The sequence below is a fragment of the Caballeronia glathei genome (genome assembly GCF_000698595.1).
GTDB classification, from domain to species: Bacteria; Pseudomonadota; Gammaproteobacteria; order Burkholderiales; family Burkholderiaceae; genus Caballeronia; species Caballeronia glathei.
This window is the reverse complement of record NZ_JFHC01000063.1, coordinates 20,742-42,455: the sequence shown is the minus strand read 5'-3', so window position 1 is coordinate 42,455 and position 21,714 is coordinate 20,742. Positions and strand designations below refer to the sequence as shown.

The 21,714-nt window shown below is 62.4% G+C and carries 20 protein-coding genes and 1 tRNA gene; 20 read left to right on the top strand and 1 reads right to left on the bottom strand.

The window, feature by feature from the left end:
• Window positions 1-160: 160 nt before the first annotated feature.
• Entirely contained in the window at window positions 161-676 is a 516-nt protein-coding gene (locus tag BG61_RS29580; protein WP_035924593.1) for a hypothetical protein, read from the bottom strand.
• 300 nt (window positions 677-976) lie between these two features.
• On the opposite strand from BG61_RS29580, the gene BG61_RS29575 reads away from it, so the two are divergent.
• The 20 genes from BG61_RS29575 (at window position 977) to BG61_RS29480 (ending at window position 21,690) form a co-directional block, all read left to right on the top strand.
• Window positions 977-2,257: a branched-chain amino acid ABC transporter substrate-binding protein gene (locus tag BG61_RS29575; protein WP_035924680.1), complete on the top strand. Its 1,281-nt coding sequence runs from the start codon at window positions 977-979 to the stop codon at window positions 2,255-2,257.
• A 233-nt stretch (window positions 2,258-2,490) separates the two neighbouring features.
• A complete protein-coding gene (gene rpsO / locus BG61_RS29570; RefSeq protein WP_035924595.1) occupies window positions 2,491-2,760 on the top strand; it encodes a 30S ribosomal protein S15 in 270 nt (89 codons plus the stop codon).
• Between the two features lie 374 nt (window positions 2,761-3,134).
• The gene (gene pnp / locus BG61_RS29565) at window positions 3,135-5,279 is read left to right on the top strand and encodes a polyribonucleotide nucleotidyltransferase (protein WP_174479750.1); all 2,145 of its coding nucleotides are present in this window, start codon (window positions 3,135-3,137) and stop codon (window positions 5,277-5,279) included.
• A gap of 147 nt (window positions 5,280-5,426) precedes the next feature.
• Window positions 5,427-6,452: an NAD(P)H-quinone oxidoreductase gene (locus BG61_RS29560; RefSeq protein WP_035924602.1), complete on the top strand. Its 1,026-nt coding sequence runs from the start codon at window positions 5,427-5,429 to the stop codon at window positions 6,450-6,452.
• Between the two features lie 174 nt (window positions 6,453-6,626).
• Window positions 6,627-7,400 carry a triose-phosphate isomerase gene (gene tpiA, locus BG61_RS29555; RefSeq protein ID WP_035924605.1) on the top strand — a complete coding sequence of 258 codons (774 nt, stop codon included), beginning with the start codon at window positions 6,627-6,629 and terminating at the stop codon, window positions 7,398-7,400.
• Between the two features lie 83 nt (window positions 7,401-7,483).
• A complete protein-coding gene (gene secG, locus BG61_RS29550) occupies window positions 7,484-7,849 on the top strand; it encodes a preprotein translocase subunit SecG (RefSeq protein WP_035924683.1) in 366 nt (121 codons plus the stop codon).
• Window positions 7,850-7,976: 127 nt separating this feature from the next.
• Window positions 7,977-8,061: transfer RNA gene (locus BG61_RS29545), tRNA-Leu, on the top strand.
• Between the two features lie 173 nt (window positions 8,062-8,234).
• A complete protein-coding gene (locus BG61_RS29540; protein ID WP_035924686.1) occupies window positions 8,235-8,594 on the top strand; it encodes an NADH-quinone oxidoreductase subunit A in 360 nt (119 codons plus the stop codon).
• Between the two features lie 61 nt (window positions 8,595-8,655).
• Window positions 8,656-9,135: a NuoB/complex I 20 kDa subunit family protein gene (locus BG61_RS29535; protein ID WP_006052903.1), complete on the top strand. Its 480-nt coding sequence runs from the start codon at window positions 8,656-8,658 to the stop codon at window positions 9,133-9,135.
• 19 nt (window positions 9,136-9,154) lie between these two features.
• Complete coding sequence (locus tag BG61_RS29530) at window positions 9,155-9,757, top strand: NADH-quinone oxidoreductase subunit C (RefSeq protein ID WP_035924609.1); 603 nt, start codon at window positions 9,155-9,157, stop codon at window positions 9,755-9,757.
• Window positions 9,758-9,766: 9 nt separating this feature from the next.
• Window positions 9,767-11,020 (top strand): NADH-quinone oxidoreductase subunit D, encoded by a 1,254-nt coding sequence (locus BG61_RS29525; RefSeq protein WP_035924612.1) that lies wholly within the window; start codon window positions 9,767-9,769, stop codon window positions 11,018-11,020.
• 153 nt (window positions 11,021-11,173) lie between these two features.
• On the top strand, window positions 11,174-11,659 hold the full coding sequence (nuoE, locus tag BG61_RS29520; RefSeq protein ID WP_035924615.1) for an NADH-quinone oxidoreductase subunit NuoE: 486 nt from the start codon (window positions 11,174-11,176) through the stop codon (window positions 11,657-11,659).
• Window positions 11,656-12,978: an NADH-quinone oxidoreductase subunit NuoF gene (gene nuoF / locus BG61_RS29515; protein WP_035924616.1), complete on the top strand. Its 1,323-nt coding sequence runs from the start codon at window positions 11,656-11,658 to the stop codon at window positions 12,976-12,978. Before nuoE ends, nuoF begins: the two co-directional genes overlap by 4 nt.
• 25 nt (window positions 12,979-13,003) lie before the next feature.
• Window positions 13,004-15,340 carry an NADH-quinone oxidoreductase subunit NuoG gene (gene nuoG / locus BG61_RS29510; protein ID WP_035924618.1) on the top strand — a complete coding sequence of 779 codons (2,337 nt, stop codon included), beginning with the start codon at window positions 13,004-13,006 and terminating at the stop codon, window positions 15,338-15,340.
• A complete protein-coding gene (nuoH, locus tag BG61_RS29505) occupies window positions 15,341-16,405 on the top strand; it encodes an NADH-quinone oxidoreductase subunit NuoH (RefSeq protein WP_035924620.1) in 1,065 nt (354 codons plus the stop codon).
• Between the two features lie 18 nt (window positions 16,406-16,423).
• Window positions 16,424-16,912: an NADH-quinone oxidoreductase subunit NuoI gene (gene nuoI / locus BG61_RS29500; RefSeq protein WP_035924623.1), complete on the top strand. Its 489-nt coding sequence runs from the start codon at window positions 16,424-16,426 to the stop codon at window positions 16,910-16,912.
• Window positions 16,913-17,094: 182 nt separating this feature from the next.
• Window positions 17,095-17,784, top strand: a complete 690-nt coding sequence (locus BG61_RS29495; RefSeq protein ID WP_035924624.1) for an NADH-quinone oxidoreductase subunit J — start codon at window positions 17,095-17,097, stop codon at window positions 17,782-17,784.
• A gap of 18 nt (window positions 17,785-17,802) precedes the next feature.
• Complete coding sequence (gene nuoK / locus BG61_RS29490) at window positions 17,803-18,108, top strand: NADH-quinone oxidoreductase subunit NuoK (protein WP_007588140.1); 306 nt, start codon at window positions 17,803-17,805, stop codon at window positions 18,106-18,108.
• Window positions 18,109-18,125: 17 nt separating this feature from the next.
• Complete coding sequence (gene nuoL / locus BG61_RS29485; protein ID WP_035924629.1) at window positions 18,126-20,186, top strand: NADH-quinone oxidoreductase subunit L; 2,061 nt, start codon at window positions 18,126-18,128, stop codon at window positions 20,184-20,186.
• 13 nt (window positions 20,187-20,199) lie between these two features.
• A complete protein-coding gene (locus BG61_RS29480) occupies window positions 20,200-21,690 on the top strand; it encodes an NADH-quinone oxidoreductase subunit M (RefSeq protein ID WP_035924630.1) in 1,491 nt (496 codons plus the stop codon).
• Window positions 21,691-21,714 lie beyond the last annotated feature (24 nt).

Genomic DNA, 21,714 nt, shown 5'->3' with positions numbered 1-21,714 from the left:
GCGGCCATCCCGGAATCCGCGCGCTCCGCTGCGGAGCGGCGAGAAACCTTACGAAATACTTTCTCAGAGAAAGTTCGCATTCGTCTACATATAAAAAATGCCGCCTTCGCGGCGGCATTTATTTTCCGGGCCCGTCAAATCAATGACTTAAGCGAACGCTTCAGAACATGTTGCGCCGATCCGGATCGTGCAGCGGGTCCGGCGTCTTCTGGGTCAGGCGCAGGATGCCCTGATCGTCGAAATAGAAGCTGTACATCATGTACCAGACGTTGGCCTCCATATAGCGATAGGTCCAGACCTCGCGCTTCATCAGCGGGAAGTAGGACGTCTCCACCGGACGGCCGAAGTTCACGAGAACGTCCTTCTTGGTCCACGTGCCGATCTGCGCCTTGTAGAACTCGTTATCTTCGAGCACCTGGCGCACCGTGACGATCTTGCCTGCGGCGTCGATATCGGCGGCGGTCGTGGTTTCGCCGAGTGGCTGGGTCGGCCACATCAGGCGCTTGCCGCCGCTCGGCAGATCGTAGACTTCGCGCGGCGGGCCGAGGCGGGCGATGAGCGTGGACGCGTCGGCGCCCGCCTGATAGTTCTGCCACGGCTGCGCGCACGCCGACAGCAGCAGCGCGAGCCCCGCGCCGACAAGCGCGCGGCGCACGCGAATGATTCGAAACGACATGCAAACCTCCGGAAGCTTTGTTTTCCAACCGCGGCGCGGAATTTCTTGGTGTTCCCCCATGCGATTTTGACATGCCCGCGAGGGAAAACATTCTCCCGAGCAGCCCGAAATTCGAGCCAGTTTGTCTCCTGTCACGGCCCGGCAGTCGAATGGGGAGGGATCGTGCAGGAGCGCCGGTTCGCTTGCGCTTCGCGCGCGGCGCGGCCTATGATCCGCGCTTTCATCGAAACGAATCGGATTCGGGGCACAGCGGAAATGTCGAGCGGAAAAAAAGAAAAAAAATTCACCGATGCGCGAGGGTTGCGCGGGTTCCGTCGGCTCGCCGTGTTCGCGTGCGTCGCGTGGTCGTTTGCGGCGTGCGCCGCCGATACGCCTGAAAAAGCGGTCAATGCCCCGATCCGCATCGCGATGATCGAAGGCATGTCCGGGCCGTTCGCCAATGCGGGCGCGGCCGTGGAGCGCAATCTGCGCTTTGGCGTCGAGCGCGTGAACGCCCGCGGCGGCGTGAAGCTCGCCGACGGCGCGCATCCGCTCGAACTCGTCGTGCTCGACGGCCGGGGCAGCAGCGAAGCGAGTCTCATGCAGCTGCGCGCGGCGATCGACCAGCGCATCGGCTTCGTGATGCAGGGCAACAGCTCGGCGGTGGCGGCGGCGCTGATCGCCGCGATCGACCGGCAGAACACGCGCGAGCCGGATGCGCGCGTCGTCTTCCTCAACTATTCCGCCGACGACCCCGCGCTCACCAACGCCGCGTGCAGCTTCTGGCATTTCCGCTTCGACGCGCACGCCGGCATGCGCATGGACGCACTCGCGGACGTGATCGAGCGCGACCGTGCGGTGAAAAAAGTCTATCTGCTGAACCAGGACTACAGCTTCGGCCACGACGTCAGCCGCGAGGCGCAGCGGGCGCTGAAGGAGCGGCGCCCCGACATTGCGATCGCCGGCGACGAATTCCATCCGATCGGCCGGGTGAAGGATTTCGCGCCGTATATCTCGAAAATCCGCGCGAGCGGCGCGGACGCCGTCGTGACGGGCAACTGGGGCAACGATCTGACCCTGCTCGTGAAAGCCGCGCGCGAACAGGGCCTCGCGACGAAGTTCTACACGTTCTACGGCAACAGCCTCGGCGCGCCGGCCGCGCTCGGCGAGGCGGGCGTGAAGCGCGTGGTGGCGGTCGCGGACTGGCATCCGAACGTGGGCGGCGCGGCGTCGGACGCGTACTACCAGGCGTTTCGCGCGCGCTTCCCGTCGGCCGCCGACGATTACCTCGTGCTGCGCATGCCGCTCATGATCGAGATGCTGGCCGGTGCGCTCACGCGCGCGGGCAGCGCCGATCCGGTGGCTGTCGCCCGCGCGCTCGAGGGCATGAAATTCGACAACGGCTTTCACGCGTCGACGATGCGCGCGCAGGACCATCAGCTGATCCAGCCGCTCTACGTGATGGAAATGGACCGCGCGGGCACGCCCGGCGTGAAGTTCGACAACGAAGGCTCGGGCTACGGCTTTCGTACGCTGCGTGCGGTGCCCGCCGACCGGACCGCGCTGCCGACGACCTGCGCGATGGAGCGTCCCGTGCGCTAGGCGCATGTTCGGGCGCTTCCACGGTGCGTCTACGGCAAACCGGCTGTGCTATAATTCGCGCTTCGTTTTGAGCCAGTCCTCTCGTCACAGCCTGGGTCAGATGCCCTGAAGCGCGTCAACAGGCCGGTCGGCAGGTCCATTCGAAGCGAAAGAAGTGATTGATCCGACTCAAGATTTAACCCACGGCACGGCCCTTCTTCCGTGACCGCCTGTCTGTATTAAAGGAAATGCAAATGTCCGTAGCTCAAGTCAAGAAATCCGACGTCGTCGCAGAATACGCACGCGCCGCCAACGACACCGGTTCGCCCGAAGTGCAGGTCGCGCTGCTCACGACCCGCATCAACGAACTGACCCTTCACTTCAAGGCCCACACGAAGGATCACCACAGCCGCCGCGGTTTGCTGCGCATGGTGAGCCGCCGTCGCAAGCTGCTCGACTACCTGAAGGGCAAGGATGCCGACCGTTATCGCTCGCTGATCGAAAAGCTGGGCCTGCGCAAGTAATTGGCAGTCGACGGCCAGCGTTCCAATGAAGTGCCTGTGTCAGTTCGCTGATGCAGGCATTTTGTTTTTGAACGGCGCGTGCCTTCAAGTGCTTCAAACGTTTTAACCGCGGCGCTTTATCGAGTCGTTTGATCGTATCGATTGAGCGTGGCGTTCGGCCATAGCGTCTTTTACCGGATCGTGAAAAAGCGATCCGACACCGGCCGGCCTCGCGGCAGAGCTTTGTGTCATTCCAGCGCGTCACGTGAAGCAACGCGTCGCGTTGCGCTGGAATGGCATAACACACCTCTTGCTGCGTGGTCCGGTCATCGCCCCGCTTAGCGCCCTCACGCCGGCATGTGCGCGGGTGGGCGGCGCGGCGTAACGAACAAGGAGTGACAATGTTCAATAAGATCGTCAAAGAATTTAAGTGGGGACAACACAACGTCCGCCTGGAAACTGGCGAGATCGCGCGCCAGGCGGGCGGCGCCGTGATCGTCGACGTCGAAGACACCGTCGTGCTCGCGACGGTCGTCGGCGCGAAGACGGCCAAGCCGGGCCAGGATTTCTTCCCGCTGACCGTCGATTACCTCGAAAAGACCTACGCCGCGGGCAAGATCCCCGGCGGCTTCTTCCGCCGCGAAGGCCGCCCGTCGGAAGGCGAAACGCTGATTTCGCGCCTGATCGACCGGCCGCTGCGCCCGCTGTTCCCGGAAGGCTTCTATAACGAAGTGCAGGTCGTGATTCACGTTCTGTCGCTCAATCCGGACGTCCCGGCCGACATCCCCGCGCTGATCGGCGCGTCGGCGGCGCTCGCCGTGTCGGGCCTGCCGTTTAACGGCCCGGTCGGTGCCGCGCGTGTCGCGTACATCAACAACGAATACGTGCTGAACCCGACGCGCACGCAAATGAAGGAATCGGCGCTCGATCTGATCGTCGCCGGCACCGAGCGCGCCGTGCTGATGGTGGAATCGGAAGCGCAGCAGCTGAGCGAGGAAGTGATGCTCGGCGGCGTCGTGTTTGGCCACGAGCAGATGCAGACGGCCATCGATGCGATCCACGAACTCGTGCGTGACGGCGGCAAGCCCGAATGGGACTGGCAGCCGGCGTCGAAGAACGAGGCGCTGATCGCCCGCGTGACGGAAATCGCACAAGGCGAACTGCTCGCCGCGTATCAGTTGCGTAACAAGCAGGCGCGCTCGACCAAGCTGAAGGAAGTGTACGCAGCGACGTCGGCGAAGCTCGCCGAGGAAGCCGCTGCAGCGGGCACGACGGCCGCGGACAACGCAACGGTCGGCAACGTGCTGTTCGACATCGAAGCGAAGATCGTCCGCTCGCAGATCCTGAACGGCGAGCCGCGCATCGACGGCCGCGACACCCGCACGGTGCGCCCGATCGAAATCCGCACGGGCGTGTTGCCGCGCACGCACGGCTCGGCGCTCTTCACGCGCGGCGAAACGCAGGCGCTCGTCGTCGCGACGCTCGGCACGAAGGGCGATGAGCAGAACATCGACGCGCTCGAAGGCGAATACCGCGAGCGCTTCATGCTCCACTACAACATGCCGCCGTTCGCGACCGGCGAAACGGGCCGCGTCGGTTCGCCGAAGCGCCGCGAAATCGGCCACGGCCGCCTCGCCAAGCGCGCGCTCGCCGCGTGCCTGCCGTCCGCCGACGAATTCGGCTACTCGATCCGCGTCGTCTCGGAAATCACGGAGTCGAACGGCTCGTCGTCGATGGCGTCGGTCTGCGGCGGCTGTCTCGCACTGATGGACGCGGGCGTTCCGATGAAGGCGCACGTCGCGGGCATCGCGATGGGCCTGATCCTCGAAGGCAACAAGTTCGCCGTTCTGACCGACATTCTCGGCGACGAAGATCACCTGGGCGACATGGACTTCAAGGTGGCCGGCACGGCGCAAGGCGTGACCGCGCTGCAGATGGACATCAAGATCCAGGGCATCACGAAGGAAATCATGCAGGTCGCGCTCGCGCAGGCGAAGGAAGGCCGCATGCACATCCTCGGCAAGATGACGAGCGCCGTTCCGGGCACGAACACGGTGCTGTCGGACTACGCGCCGCGCATGATCACGCTGAAGATCAATCCCGAAAAGATCCGCGACGTGATCGGCAAGGGCGGTTCGGTGATCCGCGCGCTCACGGAAGAAACGAACACGACGATCGACATCTCCGATGACGGCGTCGTGACGATCGCGAGCACGAGCAGCGAAGGCATGGCCGAAGCGAAGAAGCGCATCGAGAACATCACGGCCGAAGTGGAAGTGGGCCAGGTGTACGAAGGTCCGGTGCTCAAGCTGCTGGATTTCGGCGCGATCGTGAACATCCTGCCGGGCAAGGATGGTCTGCTGCACATCTCGGAAATTGCCAACGAACGCATCAAGGACATCAACGACTATCTGAAGGAAGGCCAGATCGTGAAGGTCAAGGTCATTCAGACGGACGAGAAGGGCCGCGTGCGTCTGTCGGCGAAGGCGCTCCTGAACGAGGGTGCGCCGCAGGCAGAGCCGACGCATCCGCAGCAGTAATGCGGTAATGTCAGGGCGGCCGGTTGCGTTTTCGCGCACCGGCCGCTTTTTTGCGTGGCTCGATGGCAGTGTGGACTAAGCTTTGCTTGCGTCCACAGTTCCATCCGGTTACGGAATCATCGACGAGTTCGACTCAAGGGGAAGCAGATGAAAGCGATCGAAATCACCGAATTTGGCGCGCCCGAAGTGTTGAAGCCGGGCGAGCGCCCGATGCCCACGCTGAAGCCGGGCGAAGTGCTGATCAAGGTCGCGGCCTCCGGCGTGAACCGGCCGGACGTGTTCCAGAGAAAGGGCGGCTACGCGCCGCCGCCGGGCGCGTCGGATCTGCCTGGGCTCGAAGTGGCGGGCGAGATCGTCGATGCGGCCGAGGGCGCATTCGACCCGAAGCACAACCCGTTCGGTCTGAAGAAGGGCGATCGCGTCTGCGCGCTGCTCGCGGGCGGCGGCTACGCAGAGTTCGCGGCCGCGCCGCTCGAGCAGTGCCTGCCGGTGCCGAAGGGCCTGTCGGACATCGAGGCGGCTTCGTTGCCGGAGACGTTCTTTACCGTATGGAGCAATGTCTTCGAACGCGCGCATCTGGGCGCCGGGGAAAACGGCGCGGAAGAAACGTTGCTGATCCAGGGCGGTTCGAGCGGCATCGGCGTGACGGCGATCCAGATTGCGAAGGCGCTCGGGCATCGCGTGTTCGTGACGGCCGGCACCGACGACAAGTGCCGCGCGTGCGAAAACCTGGGCGCCGAGCGCGCGATCAACTACAAGACTGAGGATTTCGTCGAGGTGGTGAAGTCGCTCACGAACGACCGCGGCGTCGACGTGATTCTCGACATGGTCGCCGGCGACTATCTGCCGCGCGAACTGAAGGCGCTCGCCGACGGCGGGCGCGTCTGCGTGATCGCGCTTCTCGGCGGCGCGAAGGCGGAGATCAATCTGAACGACGTGCTGCGGCGGCGCCTCGTGATCACGGGTTCGACGCTGCGGCCGCGTCCCGTAGCGTTCAAGGCTAGAATCGCGGCGCAGCTAAAAGAGCGCGTCTGGCCGGAGATCGAGGCAGGGCGCATCAAGCCGGTGATCCACCAGGTGTTTCCGGCCGAAGACGCTGCGGCCGCGCATGCATTGATGGAAGCGAGCACGCATATCGGCAAGATCGTGCTGGACTGGAAGCAGGGCGCCTAGTCCGCAGGCACTTGGCTGCGCGGCGAAAATTTCCGGCGGTTTGACCGGTTTCGCCGCGGCACAGTAAAATCGCGTGTTTTGCAGACGATTCACGTCGCGTTCATCTCGAGCGCGCGGTGAGAACCAAACAATGCGCGGACAACGCGGCAGCAAGGCTGTCGAGCGGCGAGACAAATGTCGAAACAACGAGCGAAACTGGTAGTCGGGAACTGGAAAATGCACGGCCGGCTCGCGGAGAACGCGACGCTGCTGACGGAAGTGGCGGCGGGAGCATCGGCTTTGCAGAACGGCGTGCGTGTCGGTGTTTGCGTGCCGTATCCGTATCTCGCGCAGGCCCAGGCGTTGCTCGGCGGATCGGTGGTCGACTGGGGCGTGCAGGACGTGTCGGCTTATGCGCAGGGCGCATACACCGGCGAGGTCGCGGCGGATATGGCGGCCGATTTCGGCGCGACGTACGCGATCGTGGGGCATTCGGAGCGTCGCGCGTATCATCGCGAAAGCGCCGATCTGGTCGCCCAGAAAACGCGTCGCGCGCTCGACGCCGGCATGACGCCCATCGTGTGCATCGGTGAGACGCTCGAAGAGCGCGATACCGGCGCGACGGAGCAGGTCGTCGGCACGCAGCTCGAAGCGGTGCTGCTGGTTCTGTCGGAAGACGAGGCGTCGAAGATCGTCGTCGCGTACGAGCCCGTCTGGGCGATCGGCACGGGCAAGAGCGCGAGCGCCGGGCAGGCCCAGCAGGTTCATGCGTTCGTGCGCGCGAAGCTCGCGGATAAGGGCGCCGCGGTCGCGAACGTGCAATTGCTGTATGGCGGCAGCGTCAAGCCGGAGAACGCGCAGGAATTGTTCGGTCAGCCGGATATCGACGGCGGGCTGATCGGCGGGGCGTCGCTGAAGTCGAAGGATTTTCTGGCGATCTGCCAGGCGGCGCAGAACGCGTCGAACTGAACCCGCGCGGCCGGTCAGACGCGGGAAGCACAAATCGCGACGCATCGGTGTTGCGCAAACATTAAAGATCCAGGTGAGTGGAAATGCTGTATTTGAAGACTTTGATTATCGTCGTCCAGTTGCTGTCGGCGTTGGGCGTCATCGGCCTCGTCCTGCTGCAGCATGGCAAGGGCGCCGACATGGGCGCGGCATTCGGTAGCGGCGCATCAGGCAGCCTGTTCGGCGCGACCGGTTCCGCGAACTTCCTCTCGCGCACGACCGCGGTCCTCGCCGCCGTGTTCTTCATTTCGACGCTTGCGTTGACGTACCTCGGCAGCTACAAGCCGCAGGCATCGGCGGGCGTGCTGGGCGGTGCTGCAACAGCGCCGGCATCGGCTGCCGTCGCGGGTTCCGCGCCGGCTTCGGCACCGGTCGTTTCGTCGGCGCCGGGCGCTGACGTGCCCAAATAAGTGCCGAAATAAATTTTTCGCAAAAATCGCTTTTTGTGCGTTGAACAAACTGTTGGGCCAAGTTATAATTCAAGTCTTGAAGCGATTCGCGGCAATTAGAAGTTGTTTTCCCGGATTGCAGGACAGTGCCGACGTGGTGAAATTGGTAGACACGCTATCTTGAGGGGGTAGTGGCGAAAGCTGTGCGAGTTCGAGTCTCGCCGTCGGCACCAAAGTTATCCAATGCCAGCCGCATGCATCGCTTCGGCTGGCATTGTCACTTCTGGAGTACGCTTACGATCTGATTGTGTTCGTGAGCGATCCGAAGCGAATTCCCGGCTGGGTGGTCTGTCCCGGCTGAAAGCGCCCGTATCGATTAACTGACCCAACCGACTTGAGGATAGCCTTGAACCTCGCACCCTATTACCCCGTCTTGTTGTTCCTTCTGGTGGGCACTGGTTTAGGTATAGCGTTGGTCAGCATCGGCAAGATCCTCGGTCCCAGCAGGCCCGACACCGAGAAGAACGCACCGTACGAGTGCGGCTTCGAAGCATTCGAAGACGCACGTATGAAGTTCGATGTGCGTTACTATCTCGTCGCCATTCTGTTCATTATTTTCGACCTTGAAACCGCTTTCCTGTTCCCGTGGGGCGTGGCCCTGCGCGATATCGGTTGGCCCGGTTTCATTGCCATGATGATTTTTCTGCTCGAATTTTTGCTCGGTTTCGCCTACATCTGGAGAAAGGGCGGTCTCGACTGGGAATGACAGTTAAATCACCGGATTCATGGGCGGCTTTGGCTGGCGGCCCATCTGGAGTGGAAAGCAAATGAGTATCGAAGGGGTCTTGAAGGAAGGGTTTGTCACCACCACGGCTGACAAGCTGATCAACTGGACGCGCACCGGCTCCCTGTGGCCGATGACGTTCGGTCTCGCGTGCTGCGCGGTGGAGATGATGCATGCGGGCGCCGCCCGCTACGACCTCGACCGTTTCGGCGTGGTGTTTCGTCCGAGTCCGCGCCAGTCGGACGTGATGATCGTCGCCGGCACGCTGTGCAACAAGATGGCGCCTGCGCTGCGTAAGGTCTACGATCAGATGGCCGAACCGCGCTGGGTGATCTCGATGGGCTCGTGCGCGAATGGCGGCGGCTACTATCACTATTCCTATTCCGTCGTGCGCGGCTGTGACCGGATCGTACCGGTCGATGTCTACGTGCCCGGCTGTCCCCCGACGGCGGAAGCGCTGGTCTACGGCGTGATTCAGTTGCAAGCGAAGATTCGCCGCACCAACACCATCGCCCGTCAATAAGGCCTGAGCCTCCCCAACTATGGCAAGCAAACTCGAGACCCTTAAAGCGAACCTCGAGGCGGCGTTTGGCGACCGCCTGCAGAGCATCACGGAGTCGCTCGGGCAACTGACGATCGTGGTCAAGGCAAGCAACTATGCGGAAGTTGCGCTTCAATTGCGCGACGATCGCAAGCTCGGCTTCGAACAACTCGTCGATTTGTGCGGCGTCGATTACTCGACCTACGGCGAAGGCGCCTACGACGGCCCCCGTTTCGCCGCCGTGCTGCATCTCCTCTCGATTTCGAACAACTGGCGTCTGCGCGTGCGCGTGTTCGCACCGGACGACGAAGTGCCGATCGTGCCGTCCGTCGTCGACGTATGGTCGTCGGCGAACTGGTACGAGCGTGAAGCGTTCGACCTGTACGGCATCGTGTTCGAGGGTCACCCGGACCTGCGCCGCATTCTCACCGACTATGGTTTCATCGGCCACCCGTTCCGCAAGGACTTCCCGGTTTCGGGCTATGTCGAAATGCGTTACGACCCGGAAGAAAAGCGCGTGGTCTATCAGCCGGTGACGATCGAGCCGCGCGAAATCACGCCGCGCGTGATCCGCGAAGATCGCTATGGCGGTCTGAAACACTAAGAGAATGCCATGGCAGAGATCAAGAACTACACGCTGAATTTTGGCCCGCAGCACCCGGCAGCGCACGGCGTGCTGCGCCTCGTGCTCGAACTCGACGGCGAAGTGATCCAGCGCGCCGATCCGCACATCGGCCTGCTGCATCGCGCCACCGAGAAGCTGGCCGAAACGAAGACCTTCATCCAGTCGGTGCCGTACATGGACCGTCTCGATTACGTGTCGATGATGGTGAACGAGCATGGCTACGTGCTGGCCATCGAGAAGCTGCTCGGCATCGACGTGCCGGTGCGCGCGAAATACATCCGCGTGCTCTTCGACGAAATCACGCGCGTGCTGAACCACCTGATGTGGATCGGCTCGCACGCGCTCGACGTCGGCGCGATGGCGGTGTTCCTGTATGCGTTCCGTGAACGCGAAGACCTGATGGACGTGTACGAGGCGGTCTCGGGCGCGCGCATGCACGCGGCGTACTATCGCCCGGGCGGTGTCTATCGCGACCTGCCTGACGCAATGCCGCAATACAAGGCGTCCAAGATCCGCAATGCGAAGGCGCTCTCGAGGATGAACGAGAAACGCCAGGGCTCGCTGCTCGATTTCATCGACGACTTCTTTATGCGCTTCCCGCACTGTGTCGACGAGTACGAAACACTGCTCACCGACAACCGGATCTGGAAGCAGCGTCTCGTGGGTATCGGCGTGGTGAGTCCGGAGCGCGCGATGCAGCTCGGCATGACGGGCGCGATGCTGCGCGGCTCGGGCATCGAGTGGGACCTGCGCAAGAAGCAGCCGTACGAAGTGTATGACCAGCTCGACTTCGATATTCCGGTCGGCGTGAACGGTGACTGCTACGACCGCTATCTGGTGCGCGTCGAGGAAATGCGGCAGTCGACGCGGATCGCGAAACAATGTATTGAGTGGCTTCGCAAGAATCCTGGCCCCGTGATGATCGACAATCACAAGATTGCGCCGCCGTCGCGGGTCGGCATGAAGACCAACATGGAAGAGCTGATTCACCACTTCAAGCTCTTCACCGAAGGCTTCCATGTGCCCGAGGGCGAGACTTACGCCGCCGTCGAGCATCCGAAGGGTGAATTCGGTATCTATCTGGTGTCGGACGGGGCGAACAAGCCGTATCGCCTGAAGATTCGCGCGCCCGGTTACGCGCACCTCGCCGCGCTCGACGAAATGGCGCGCGGCCACATGATCGCCGACGCAGTGACGATCATCGGCACGCAGGACATCGTGTTCGGCGAGATCGATCGCTGATCCAAATTCGGTCGCCTGCCAGGCGCGCGCCGCACGTAGCAGAACGCGCCGCCCTCTCAGGCGAACAAGCAACAGCAGGACGCCAGGTCTGCCGCAACAAGAAGGGCGCGGCAGGTTTTCGTTCGGTAGGAATTGAAAGAGTCGTGTCTGAAAATGATCTCAGCTGAAGGCCTGAAAGAAATCGATCGAGCGATCGCGAAATATCCCGCGGAGCAGAAGCAGTCCGCGGTGATGTCGGCGCTGGCTACCGCACAGGAAGAGCACGGGTGGCTCTCGCCCGAGCTCATGCAGTTCGTCGCGGACTATCTCGGCATGCCGGCGGTCGCCGTGCAGGAAGTCGCGACCTTCTACACGATGTACGAGACATCGCCGGTCGGCAGGCACAAGATTACGCTCTGCACGAACCTGCCGTGCCAGCTGGGTCCGGATGGCGGCTCGGACAGCGCCGCCGAGTATCTGAAGCAAAAGCTCGGCATCGATTTCGGCGAAACCACGCCCGATGGCAGGTTCACCTTGAAGGAAGGCGAGTGCTTCGGTTCGTGTGGGGATGCGCCCGTGCTGCTGGTGAACAACCACCGCATGTGCAGCTTCATGAGCCGCGAGAAGATCGACCAGTTGATCGAGGAACTTTCGAAATGACGTCTCTCCACGATCGTCACATCAAACCGCTGATTCTCGCCGGACTAAACGGCGAGAACTGGCATCTCGAAGACTACGTGGCGCGCGGCGGCTACAAGCAGCTGCGTCGCATCCTCGAAGAAAAGATTCCGCCGGAGCAGGTGATCGCCGACGTCAAGGCGTCGGGTCTGCGCGGCCGTGGCGGTGCGGGCTTCCCGACCGGCCTGAAGTGGAGCTTCATGCCGCGCCAGTTTCCCGGGCAGAAGTACCTCGTCTGTAATTCGGACGAAGGCGAGCCGGGCACATTCAAGGACCGCGACATCCTGCGCTGGAACCCGCACTCGCTGATCGAAGGCATGGCGATCGGCGCGTACGCGATGGGCATCACCGTCGGATACAACTACATTCACGGCGAGATCTGGGAGGTCTACAAGGTGTTCGAGGCGGCGCTCGAAGAAGCGCGCGCAGCCGGTTATCTCGGTGCGAATATCCTCGGCTCGGGTTTCTCGTTCGAACTTCATGCGCACCACGGTTACGGTGCGTATATTTGCGGCGAAGAAACGGCGCTGCTCGAATCGCTCGAAGGCAAGAAGGGCCAGCCGCGCTTCAAGCCGCCGTTCCCGGCGAGCTTCGGCGTGTACGGCAAGCCGACCACCATCAACAACACCGAGACCTTCGCGGCCGTTCCGTTCCTGCTGGCTATCGGCCCGCAGAATTATCTGGAAATGGGCAAGCCGAACAACGGCGGCACCAAGATTTTCTCGATATCCGGCGACGTCAATCGTCCGGGCAACTATGAGATTCCGCTCGGCACGCCGTTCTCGACGCTGATGGAGCTCGCCGGCGGCGTACGCGGCGAATCGGTCAAGGCGGTGATTCCGGGGGGATCGTCGGCGCCCGTCGTGCCGGGCGACATGATGCTCGCGACCGACCTGGACTATGACTCGATCGCGAAGGCGGGCTCGATGCTGGGTTCGGGCGCGGTGATCGTGATGAACGAAACGCGCTGCATGGTGCGTTCGCTGCTGCGCCTGTCGTACTTCTACTACGAGGAGTCGTGCGGGCAGTGCACGCCGTGCCGCGAGGGCACCGGCTGGCTCTATCGCGTCGTGCATCGCATCGAGCACGGGCTTGGCCGCAAGGAAGACCTGGATCTGCTCAACTCGGTGGCCGAAAACATCATGGGCCGCACGATCTGCGCGCTGGGCGACGCAGCGGCGATGCCGGTGCGCGGCATGCTCAAGCACTTCTGGAACGAATTCGAATATCACGTCGAGCACAAGCATTGTCTCGTCGGCGGACACGCGCACCACGCGGCGTCTGAAGCGCTTACCGCGTGATCAGGTTTGAGGACCATTCCCCATCATGGTTGAACTAGAAATTGACGGCAAGACGGTAGAGGTGCCTGAAGGCAGCATGGTGATCCAGGCTGCGCACAAGGTCGATACATACATTCCTCACTTCTGCTATCACAAGAAGCTGTCGATCGCGGCGAACTGCCGGATGTGCCTCGTCGAAGTCGAAAAGATGCCGAAGGCGGTCCCCGCCTGCGCGACGCCGGTGTCGGCGGGCATGATCGTTCGCACGACGTCCGACAAGGCCGTGAAGGCGCAGCAGTCCGTGATGGAGTTCCTGCTGATCAACCATCCGCTCGACTGCCCGATCTGCGATCAGGGCGGCGAATGCCAGCTGCAGGATCTGGCCGTCGGTTACGGCAAGTCGCAATCACGCTACAGCGAAGAGAAGCGCGTGGTGTTCCACAAGAACGTCGGCCCGCTCATCTCGATGGAAGAAATGACGCGCTGCATTCACTGCACGCGCTGCGTCCGCTTCGGCCAGGAAATCGCCGGCGTGATGGAACTCGGCATGCTGGGCCGCGGCGAGCATTCGGAAATCACGTCGTTCGTCGGCAAGACGGTCGACTCGGAACTGTCGGGCAACATGATCGACCTGTGCCCGGTCGGCGCGTTGACGAGCAAGCCGTTCCGCTACAGCGCTCGTACGTGGGAACTGTCGCGCCGCAAGTCCGTGAGCCCGCATGATTCCGTCGGCGCCAACCTCGTCGTGCAGGTGAAGAACAACCGCGTGATGCGCGTTCTGCCGATGGAAAACGAAGCCATCAACGAATGCTGGATCTCGGACAAGGATCGCTTTTCGTACGAAGCGCTCAACAGCGCCGAGCGCCTGACCACGCCGATGCTCAAGCAAGGCGGCAAGTGGATCGAGACCGACTGGCAGACCGCGCTCGAATATGTCGCGAAGGGTCTGTCTGGCATCAAGGCCGATCATGGCGCGAACGCCATCGCTGCGCTCGCTACGCCGCACAGCACGGTCGAAGAACTGTATCTGCTCAAGCAACTGGCTGAAGGCGTCGGTACGCCGAACGTCGATTTCCGTCTGCGTCAGAGCGATTTCTCCGCACCCGCGGGCGACGGCGCGCCGTGGCTCGGCGTGAAGATCGCGGACCTGACGACGGTTGACACGGCGTTCGTCGTCGGCTCGTTCCTGCGCCGCGATCATCCGCTGTTCGCAGCGCGTCTGCGCCAGGCCGCGAAGAACGGCGCGAAGCTCACGTTCCTGCACGCAAGCAACGACGATTCGCTGATCCCGGCCGCGCATCGCGTGGTCGCGGCGCCGTCGGCGTGGCTCGACCAGCTTGCGGGTATCGCCGCGGCGGTGGCCGAAGCGCGCGGTGTCGCGCTGCCGGAGGCGTTTGCCGGTCGCGAAGTGTCGGCGGCCGCGAAGGACGTGGCGGCTTCGCTGTCGGCGGGCGAGAAGCGCGTCGTGCTGCTCGGCAACAGCGTGGTTCAGCACCCCGATTTCGCACAGATTCAGGCGGCGGCCCAGTGGATCGCCGACAGCACGGGCGCGACGCTCGGCTTCCTCACGGAAGCGGCCAACACGGTCGGCGCGCATCTCGTCGATGCATTGCCGGGCGAAGGCGGGCTCAACGCTCGCGAAGTGTTCGAGCAGCCGCGCAAGGGCTACGTGCTCTTCAACGTGGAGCCGGAATTCGATACGGCCAACCCGGCGCAGGCGCTCGCCGCGCTGAAGCAAGCGGAAATGGTCGTCGCAATGTCGGCGTTCAAGCACGGTATGGACTACGCCGACGTGTTGCTGCCGATCGCGCCGTTCACGGAAACGTCGGGCACGTTCGTCAACGCCGAAGGCACGGCACAGTTGTTCAACGGCGTGGTGCGTCCGCTCGGCGAGACGCGTCCGGGCTGGAAGGTCCTGCGTGTGCTCGGCAGCCTGCTTCAGTTGCGTGGCTTCGAGTTCGATACGGCGGAAGAAGTGCGTAACGCAGCGCTCGGCACGGGTGACCTGAGCGCGCGTCTGTCGAACAAGACGGGTGTCGCGGCAAAGCGCAAGACGGCTGCCGCGCAAGAGGCTGGCAAGTTCGAACGCCTCGCCGATGTGCCGATCTATCACGCCGACGCGTTGTCGCGCCGCGCGGAGTCGCTGCATCTGACGGCCGCGGCTCGCGACGCAAACATCGCGGCGCTGCCGACGTCGCTTTTCGACAAGCTCGGCCTGAAGAACGGCGACGCCGTGCGCATCGGCCAAGGCAATCTCTCGGTGGTCTTGCCCGCGATTCGCGATGCGAACCTGGCGGAATCGGTGGTCCGCGTGTCGGCGGGTACGACGGCTGGCGCCGCGCTCGGCGGCCTGTTCGGTGAACTGGTAGTGGAGAAGGCGTAAATGGGCTTGTTCGATACGATCAACGCAGGCGGCACGCAGATTCTGGGCGTTGCATGGCCGACGGTGTGGGCGCTCATCCGGATCCTGGTGGTCGCGGTCGTGATCCTGCTGTGCGTGGCGTACCTGATTCTCTGGGAACGCAAGCTCATCGGCTGGATGCACGTGCGTATCGGGCCGAATCGCGTCGGCCCGATGGGCCTGCTGCAGCCTATCGCCGACGTGCTGAAGCTGCTGCTCAAGGAAGTGATCCAGCCGACTCAGGCCAGCAGGTGGATCTACCTTATCGCGCCGGTCATGACCGTGGTCCCCGCGTTCGCGGTCTGGGCGGTCATTCCGTTCCAGGCTGAAGCGGTGCTCGGCAACATCAACGCCGGGCTGCTGTATGTGATGGCGATTTCGTCGATCGGCGTGTACGGCGTGATTCTCGCCGGCTGGGCGTCCAACTCGAAGTACGCGTTCCTCGGCGCCATGCGCGCAGCGGCGCAGATGGTTTCGTATGAAATCTCGATGGGTTTTGCGCTCGTCGTCGTGCTGATGGTGGCGGGCACGCTCAACATGTCTGATATCGTGACGTCGCAACAGCGCGGCATCTTCGCGGGCTACGGCGTCAATTTCCTCTCGTGGAACTGGCTGCCGCTCCTGCCGATGTTCGTCGTGTACTTCGTCTCCGGCATCGCCGAGACGAACCGCCATCCGTTCGACGTCGTGGAAGGCGAGTCGGAAATCGTGGCCGGCCACATGATCGACTATTCGGGCATGGCGTTCGCGCTCTTCTTCCTCGCCGAGTACATCAACATGATCGTGATCTCGGCGATCGCGACGACGCTGTTCCTCGGCGGCTGGGATGCGCCGTTCGGCTTCCTGTCCTTCATCCCGGGCGTTTTCTGGTTCGTGCTGAAGATTTTCTTGCTGCTGTCGGTGTTCATCTGGGCACGTGCGACGTTCCCGCGCTACCGCTACGACCAGATCATGCGTCTCGGCTGGAAGGTGTTCCTGCCGGTGTCGGTGGTGTGGGTGATCGTGGTCGGCTTCTGGATCATGTCGCCACTGAACATCTGGAAATAAAGGGCGGATGAAATAACCATGACCGCAATTCAGAACTTCTTCAAGACCTTCTTTCTGACCGAGCTGCTGAAGGGGCTCGCGCTGACGGGACGCTACACGTTCCAGCGCAAGATCACCGTGCAGTTCCCGGAAGAGAAGACGCCGATCTCGCCGCGTTTTCGCGGCCTGCATGCGCTGCGCCGCTACGAGAACGGCGAAGAGCGCTGTATCGCGTGCAAGCTGTGCGAAGCGGTGTGTCCGGCGCTCGCGATCACGATCGAATCCGAAACGCGCGCCGACAACACGCGCCGCACCACGCGCTACGACATCGATCTGACCAAGTGCATCTTCTGCGGCTTCTGCGAGGAGAGCTGCCCGGTCGACTCGATCGTCGAGACGCAGATTCTCGAGTACCACGGCGAAAAGCGCGGCGACCTGTATTTCACGAAAGACATGCTGCTCGCGGTTGGCGACCGTTACGAGGCGGAAATCGCGGCATCGAAGGCAGCCGACGCACCGTATCGTTGATGCGCACGGAGCGAGGACCACGAAAACGATACCCCGCTCCGAGTTGTTCCCGTATTTGAATCGACCTGCTGTTGCGGCGTGCGCGCCGAGGTTGCACCTTGCGTTTTCCGAAGCGTTGCAACCGAGGCGTGCTTGTGTCCAAACACAATGCCTGATGATGGCCTAACGATGAACCGGTAATCATGGAATTCACGACCGTACTGTTCTACATCTTCGCGCTATCGCTGACCGTGTCGGCGCTGAAGGTGATCACCTCGCGCAACCCGGTGGCATCCGCGCTCTTTCTCGTGCTCGCGTTCTTCAACGCGGCCGCGATCTGGATGCTGCTCCAGGCCGAATTCCTCGCGATCCTGCTGGTTCTCGTCTACGTGGGCGCCGTGATGGTGCTGTTCCTGTTCGTCGTCATGATGCTCGACATCAATCTCGACGTGCTGCATCGCGACTTCAAGCGGTTCGTGCCGCTGGCGAGCATCGTCGGCGCGATCATCATCATCGAGACCGCGCTGATCCTGTGGCACGGCTATGGCGCGACCGTCGCGCCGGTGCATGACGTGACGGCAGGCGCGGGCGTCGGCGGCGGGGCAGTGATGTCGAACACGCAGCTGATCGGCAAGGTCATCTACACCGACTACATCTTCGCGTTCGAAATCGCGGGCCTGATCCTGCTCGTCGCGATCATCGCGGCGATCTCGCTCACGATCCGCGAGAAGAAGGACAACAAGCGCCAGGTCATCAGCGAGCAGGTGAAGGTGCGCCGCGAGGACCGCGTGCGCCTGGTCAAGATGAAGTCGGAAACGGAAGCGCCCGACGCGGCGACCAATCCGCCCGTGACCGGTAACGTCGGTGCGGGTACGGTTGACAACAAGGGCTGAGCGAGAAGGAGAAGAGAAATGTTGAGTCTTGCCCATTACCTCGTGCTCGGCGCGATTCTGTTCGCGATCAGCATCGTCGGGATTTTCCTGAACCGCCGCAACGTGATCATCATCCTGATGGCGATCGAATTGATGCTGCTTGCGGTGAACACCAATTTTGTCGCGTTTTCGCACTATCTCGGCGACGTGCATGGCCAGATCTTCGTGTTCTTCGTGCTGACTGTTGCAGCAGCCGAAGCGGCGATCGGTCTCGCCATTCTGGTGACCCTGTTCCGTAGCCTCGACACGATCAACGTCGAGGATCTCGATCAGCTCAAAGGTTAAATTCAGGCTAGGCTGTTATGTCCACGACACTCAATGAAAACCTGCTGCTCGCGATTCCGCTGGCACCGCTAGTCGGCTCGCTGATCGCGGGGCTGTTCGGCAAGGCGATAGGGCGCAAGGGCTCGCATCGCGTCACGATCCTCGGCGTCGCGATCTCGTTCGTGCTGTCCTCGATCGTCTTCCTCGACGTTCTGAAGGGCGCGAGCTTCAACGGCACCATCTACGAATGGATGACCGTCGGTTCGCTGAAGATGGAAGTCGGCTTCCTCGTCGACTCGCTCACTGCGATGATGATTGTCGTCGTGAACTTCGTCTCGCTGATGGTGCACATTTACACGATCGGCTACATGGCGGACGACGACGGCTACGAGCGCTTCTTCTCGTACATCTCGCTCTTCACGTTCTCGATGCTGATGCTCGTCATGAGCAACAACTTCCTGCAGCTCTTCTTCGGCTGGGAAGCGGTGGGTCTCGTGTCGTACCTGCTGATCGGCTTCTACTACACCCGTGAGAGCGCGATCTACGCCAACATGAAGGCGTTCATCGTGAACCGCGTCGGCGACTTCGGATTCCTGCTCGGCATCGGCCTGCTGCTCGCCTATTCGGGATCGCTCAACTACGGCGAAGTGTTCGCGCAAGGCTCGCAGCTCGCGAGCATGACGTTCCCGGGCACGAGCTGGGGCCTCCTGACTGTCGCGTGCATCTGCCTCTTCATCGGCGCGATGGGCAAGTCGGCGCAATTCCCGCTGCATGTCTGGCTGCCGGACTCGATGGAAGGCCCGACGCCGATCTCCGCACTGATCCACGCGGCGACGATGGTGACGGCCGGCATCTTCATGGTCACGCGCATGTCGCCGCTCTTCGAGCATTCGGACGCGGCACTGTCCTTCGTGACGGTGATCGGTGCGATCACGACGCTCTTCATGGGCTTCCTCGGCGTCGTCCAGAACGACATCAAGCGTGTGGTGGCGTATTCGACGCTCTCGCAGCTCGGCTACATGACGGTCGCGCTCGGCGTGTCGGCGTACCCGGTCGCCGTGTTCCACCTCGCAACGCACGCGTTCTTCAAGGCGCTGCTGTTCCTCGGCGCGGGCTCGGTCATCATCGGCATGCACCACGACCAGGACATGCGCAACATGGGCGGCCTGCGCAAGTACATGCCGATCACCTGGATCACGTCGCTGATCGGCTCGCTCGCGTTGATCGGCACGCCGTTCTTCTCGGGCTTCTATTCGAAGGACTCGATCATCGACGCGGTGAAGTATTCGCATCTGCCGGGTTCGGGCTTCGCCTATTTCGCGGTGGTGGGGAGCGTGTTCGTCACGGCGCTGTACGCGTTCCGCATGTACTTCATGGTGTTCCACGGCGAAGAGCGTTTCCGCGGACCGAAGCATCCCGAGTCGCCGATGGGCATCGAAGCGGCGCACGGCCACGGTCACGACGATCACGGTCATGGCCACGACGATCACGGCCACGCGCACGAGCCGCATGAAACGCCCTGGGTCGTCACGCTGCCGCTCGTGATGCTCGCGATTCCTTCGGTGATCATTGGTGCGATCGCGATTGGCCCGATGCTCTTCGGCGACTTCTTCGCGCACGGCGTGGTGTTCGAGAAGGTGATCTTCATCGGCGAAAACCATCCGGCGCTGCACGAAATGGCCGAGGAGTTCCACGGCTGGCTTGCGATGGGGCTGCACGCGTTCTCGGGTCTGCCGGTGTGGCTGGCGCTGGCGGGTGTGCTGGTCGCGTGGTTCCTGTACAACAAGCGCACAGACCTTCCGCCGGTGATCCGTCAGCGCTTCTCGGGCATCTACACGCTGCTCGACAACAAGTACTACTGCGACAAGATCAACGAAGTCGTCTTCGCAAAGGGAGCGGTCGCGATCGGCCGCGGACTCTGGAAGGAGGGCGACGAGGCCGTCATCGACGGTATCGTCAACGGCAGTGCGCGGTTCGTCGGCTGGTTCGCCGGTGTGATCCGCTTCCTTCAATCCGGTTACATCTATCACTACGCGTTCGCCATGATTATCGGCATGTTGGGGCTCTTGACCCTGTTTGTAACGCTCGGCGGCAAATAAGGCGAGGGACCCTATGCACTCTTTTCCGATTCTCAGTGTCGCGATCTGGTTGCCGATCGTTTTCGGCCTCCTGGTCCTGGCTGTCGGCTCCGATAAAAATCCGGCCCCCGCGCGCTGGACCGCGCTGATCGGTGCGATCCTCGGGCTGCTCGTCACGATTCCGCTGATCACCGGCTTCGATTCGTCGACGGCCGCGCTTCAGTTCGTCGAGCAGGCGAACTGGATCGAGCGCTTCAACATCACCTACCACCTCGGTGTGGACGGCATCTCGATGTGGTTTGTCGTGCTGACCGCGCTGATTACGGTGATTGTCGTGATCGCCGGCTGGGAGGTGATCACCTCGCGCGTTTCGCAGTACATGGCAGCGTTCCTGATCCTCTCGGGCATCATGGTCGGCGTGTTCTCCACTGCCGACGGCATGCTGTTCTACGTGTTCTTCGAAGCGACGCTGATTCCGATGTACATCATCATCGGTGTGTGGGGCGGACCGAACCGCGTGTACGCGGCGTTCAAGTTCTTCCTGTACACGTTGATGGGCTCGCTCCTGATGCTGGTTGCGCTGCTGTACCTGTACACGCAGACGCACACGTTCGACCTCGCGACGTGGCAGGCGGCGAAGATCGGCTTTACGCCGCAGGTGCTGCTGTTCATCGCGTTCTTCCTGGCGTTCGCCGTGAAGGTGCCGATGTGGCCGGTCCACACCTGGCTGCCCGATGCCCACGTGGAAGCGCCGACGGGCGGCTCGATCGTGCTGGCGGCGATCATGCTGAAGCTCGGCGCCTACGGCTTCCTGCGCTTCTCGCTGCCGATCGCGCCGGACGCGAGCCACTTCCTGGCGCCTGTGGTGATCACGCTGTCGCTGATCGCGGTGATCTACATCGGTCTCGTCGCGCTCGTGCAGACGGACATGAAGAAGCTCGTCGCGTATTCGTCGATTGCGCACATGGGCTTTGTCACGCTCGGCTTCTTCATCTTCAGCCAGCTCGGCGTGGAAGGCGCGATTATCCAGATGATTTCGCACGGCTTCGTGTCGGGGGCGATGTTCCTTTCCATCGGCGTGCTGTACGACCGCGTCCACTCGCGCCAGATCTCGGATTACGGCGGCGTCGTCAACACGATGCCGAAGTTCGCCGCGTTCTCGATGCTCTTCGCGATGGCGAACTGCGGCCTGCCGGGCACGTCCGGTTTCGTCGGCGAGTTCATGGTGATTCTCGCCGCCGTGAAGTACAACTTCTGGATCGGTTTCCTCGCCACGTTCACGCTGGTCCTCGGGGCGGCCTATACGCTCTGGATGTACAAGCGCGTGCACTTCGGCGCGGTGGCGAACGACCACGTCGCGAAGCTCTCGGACATCAACAAGCGTGAAATCTTCATGCTGACCGTGCTCGCCGTCTTCACGCTGTACATGGGCCTGCATCCGAAGCCTTTCACCGATGTCATGCACGAATCCGTGGCTAACCTCCTCTCCCACGTCGCGCAGTCGAAGCTGCCGCTCACCCAGTAACGTCGTGCGGAGGAATTAAAAGAT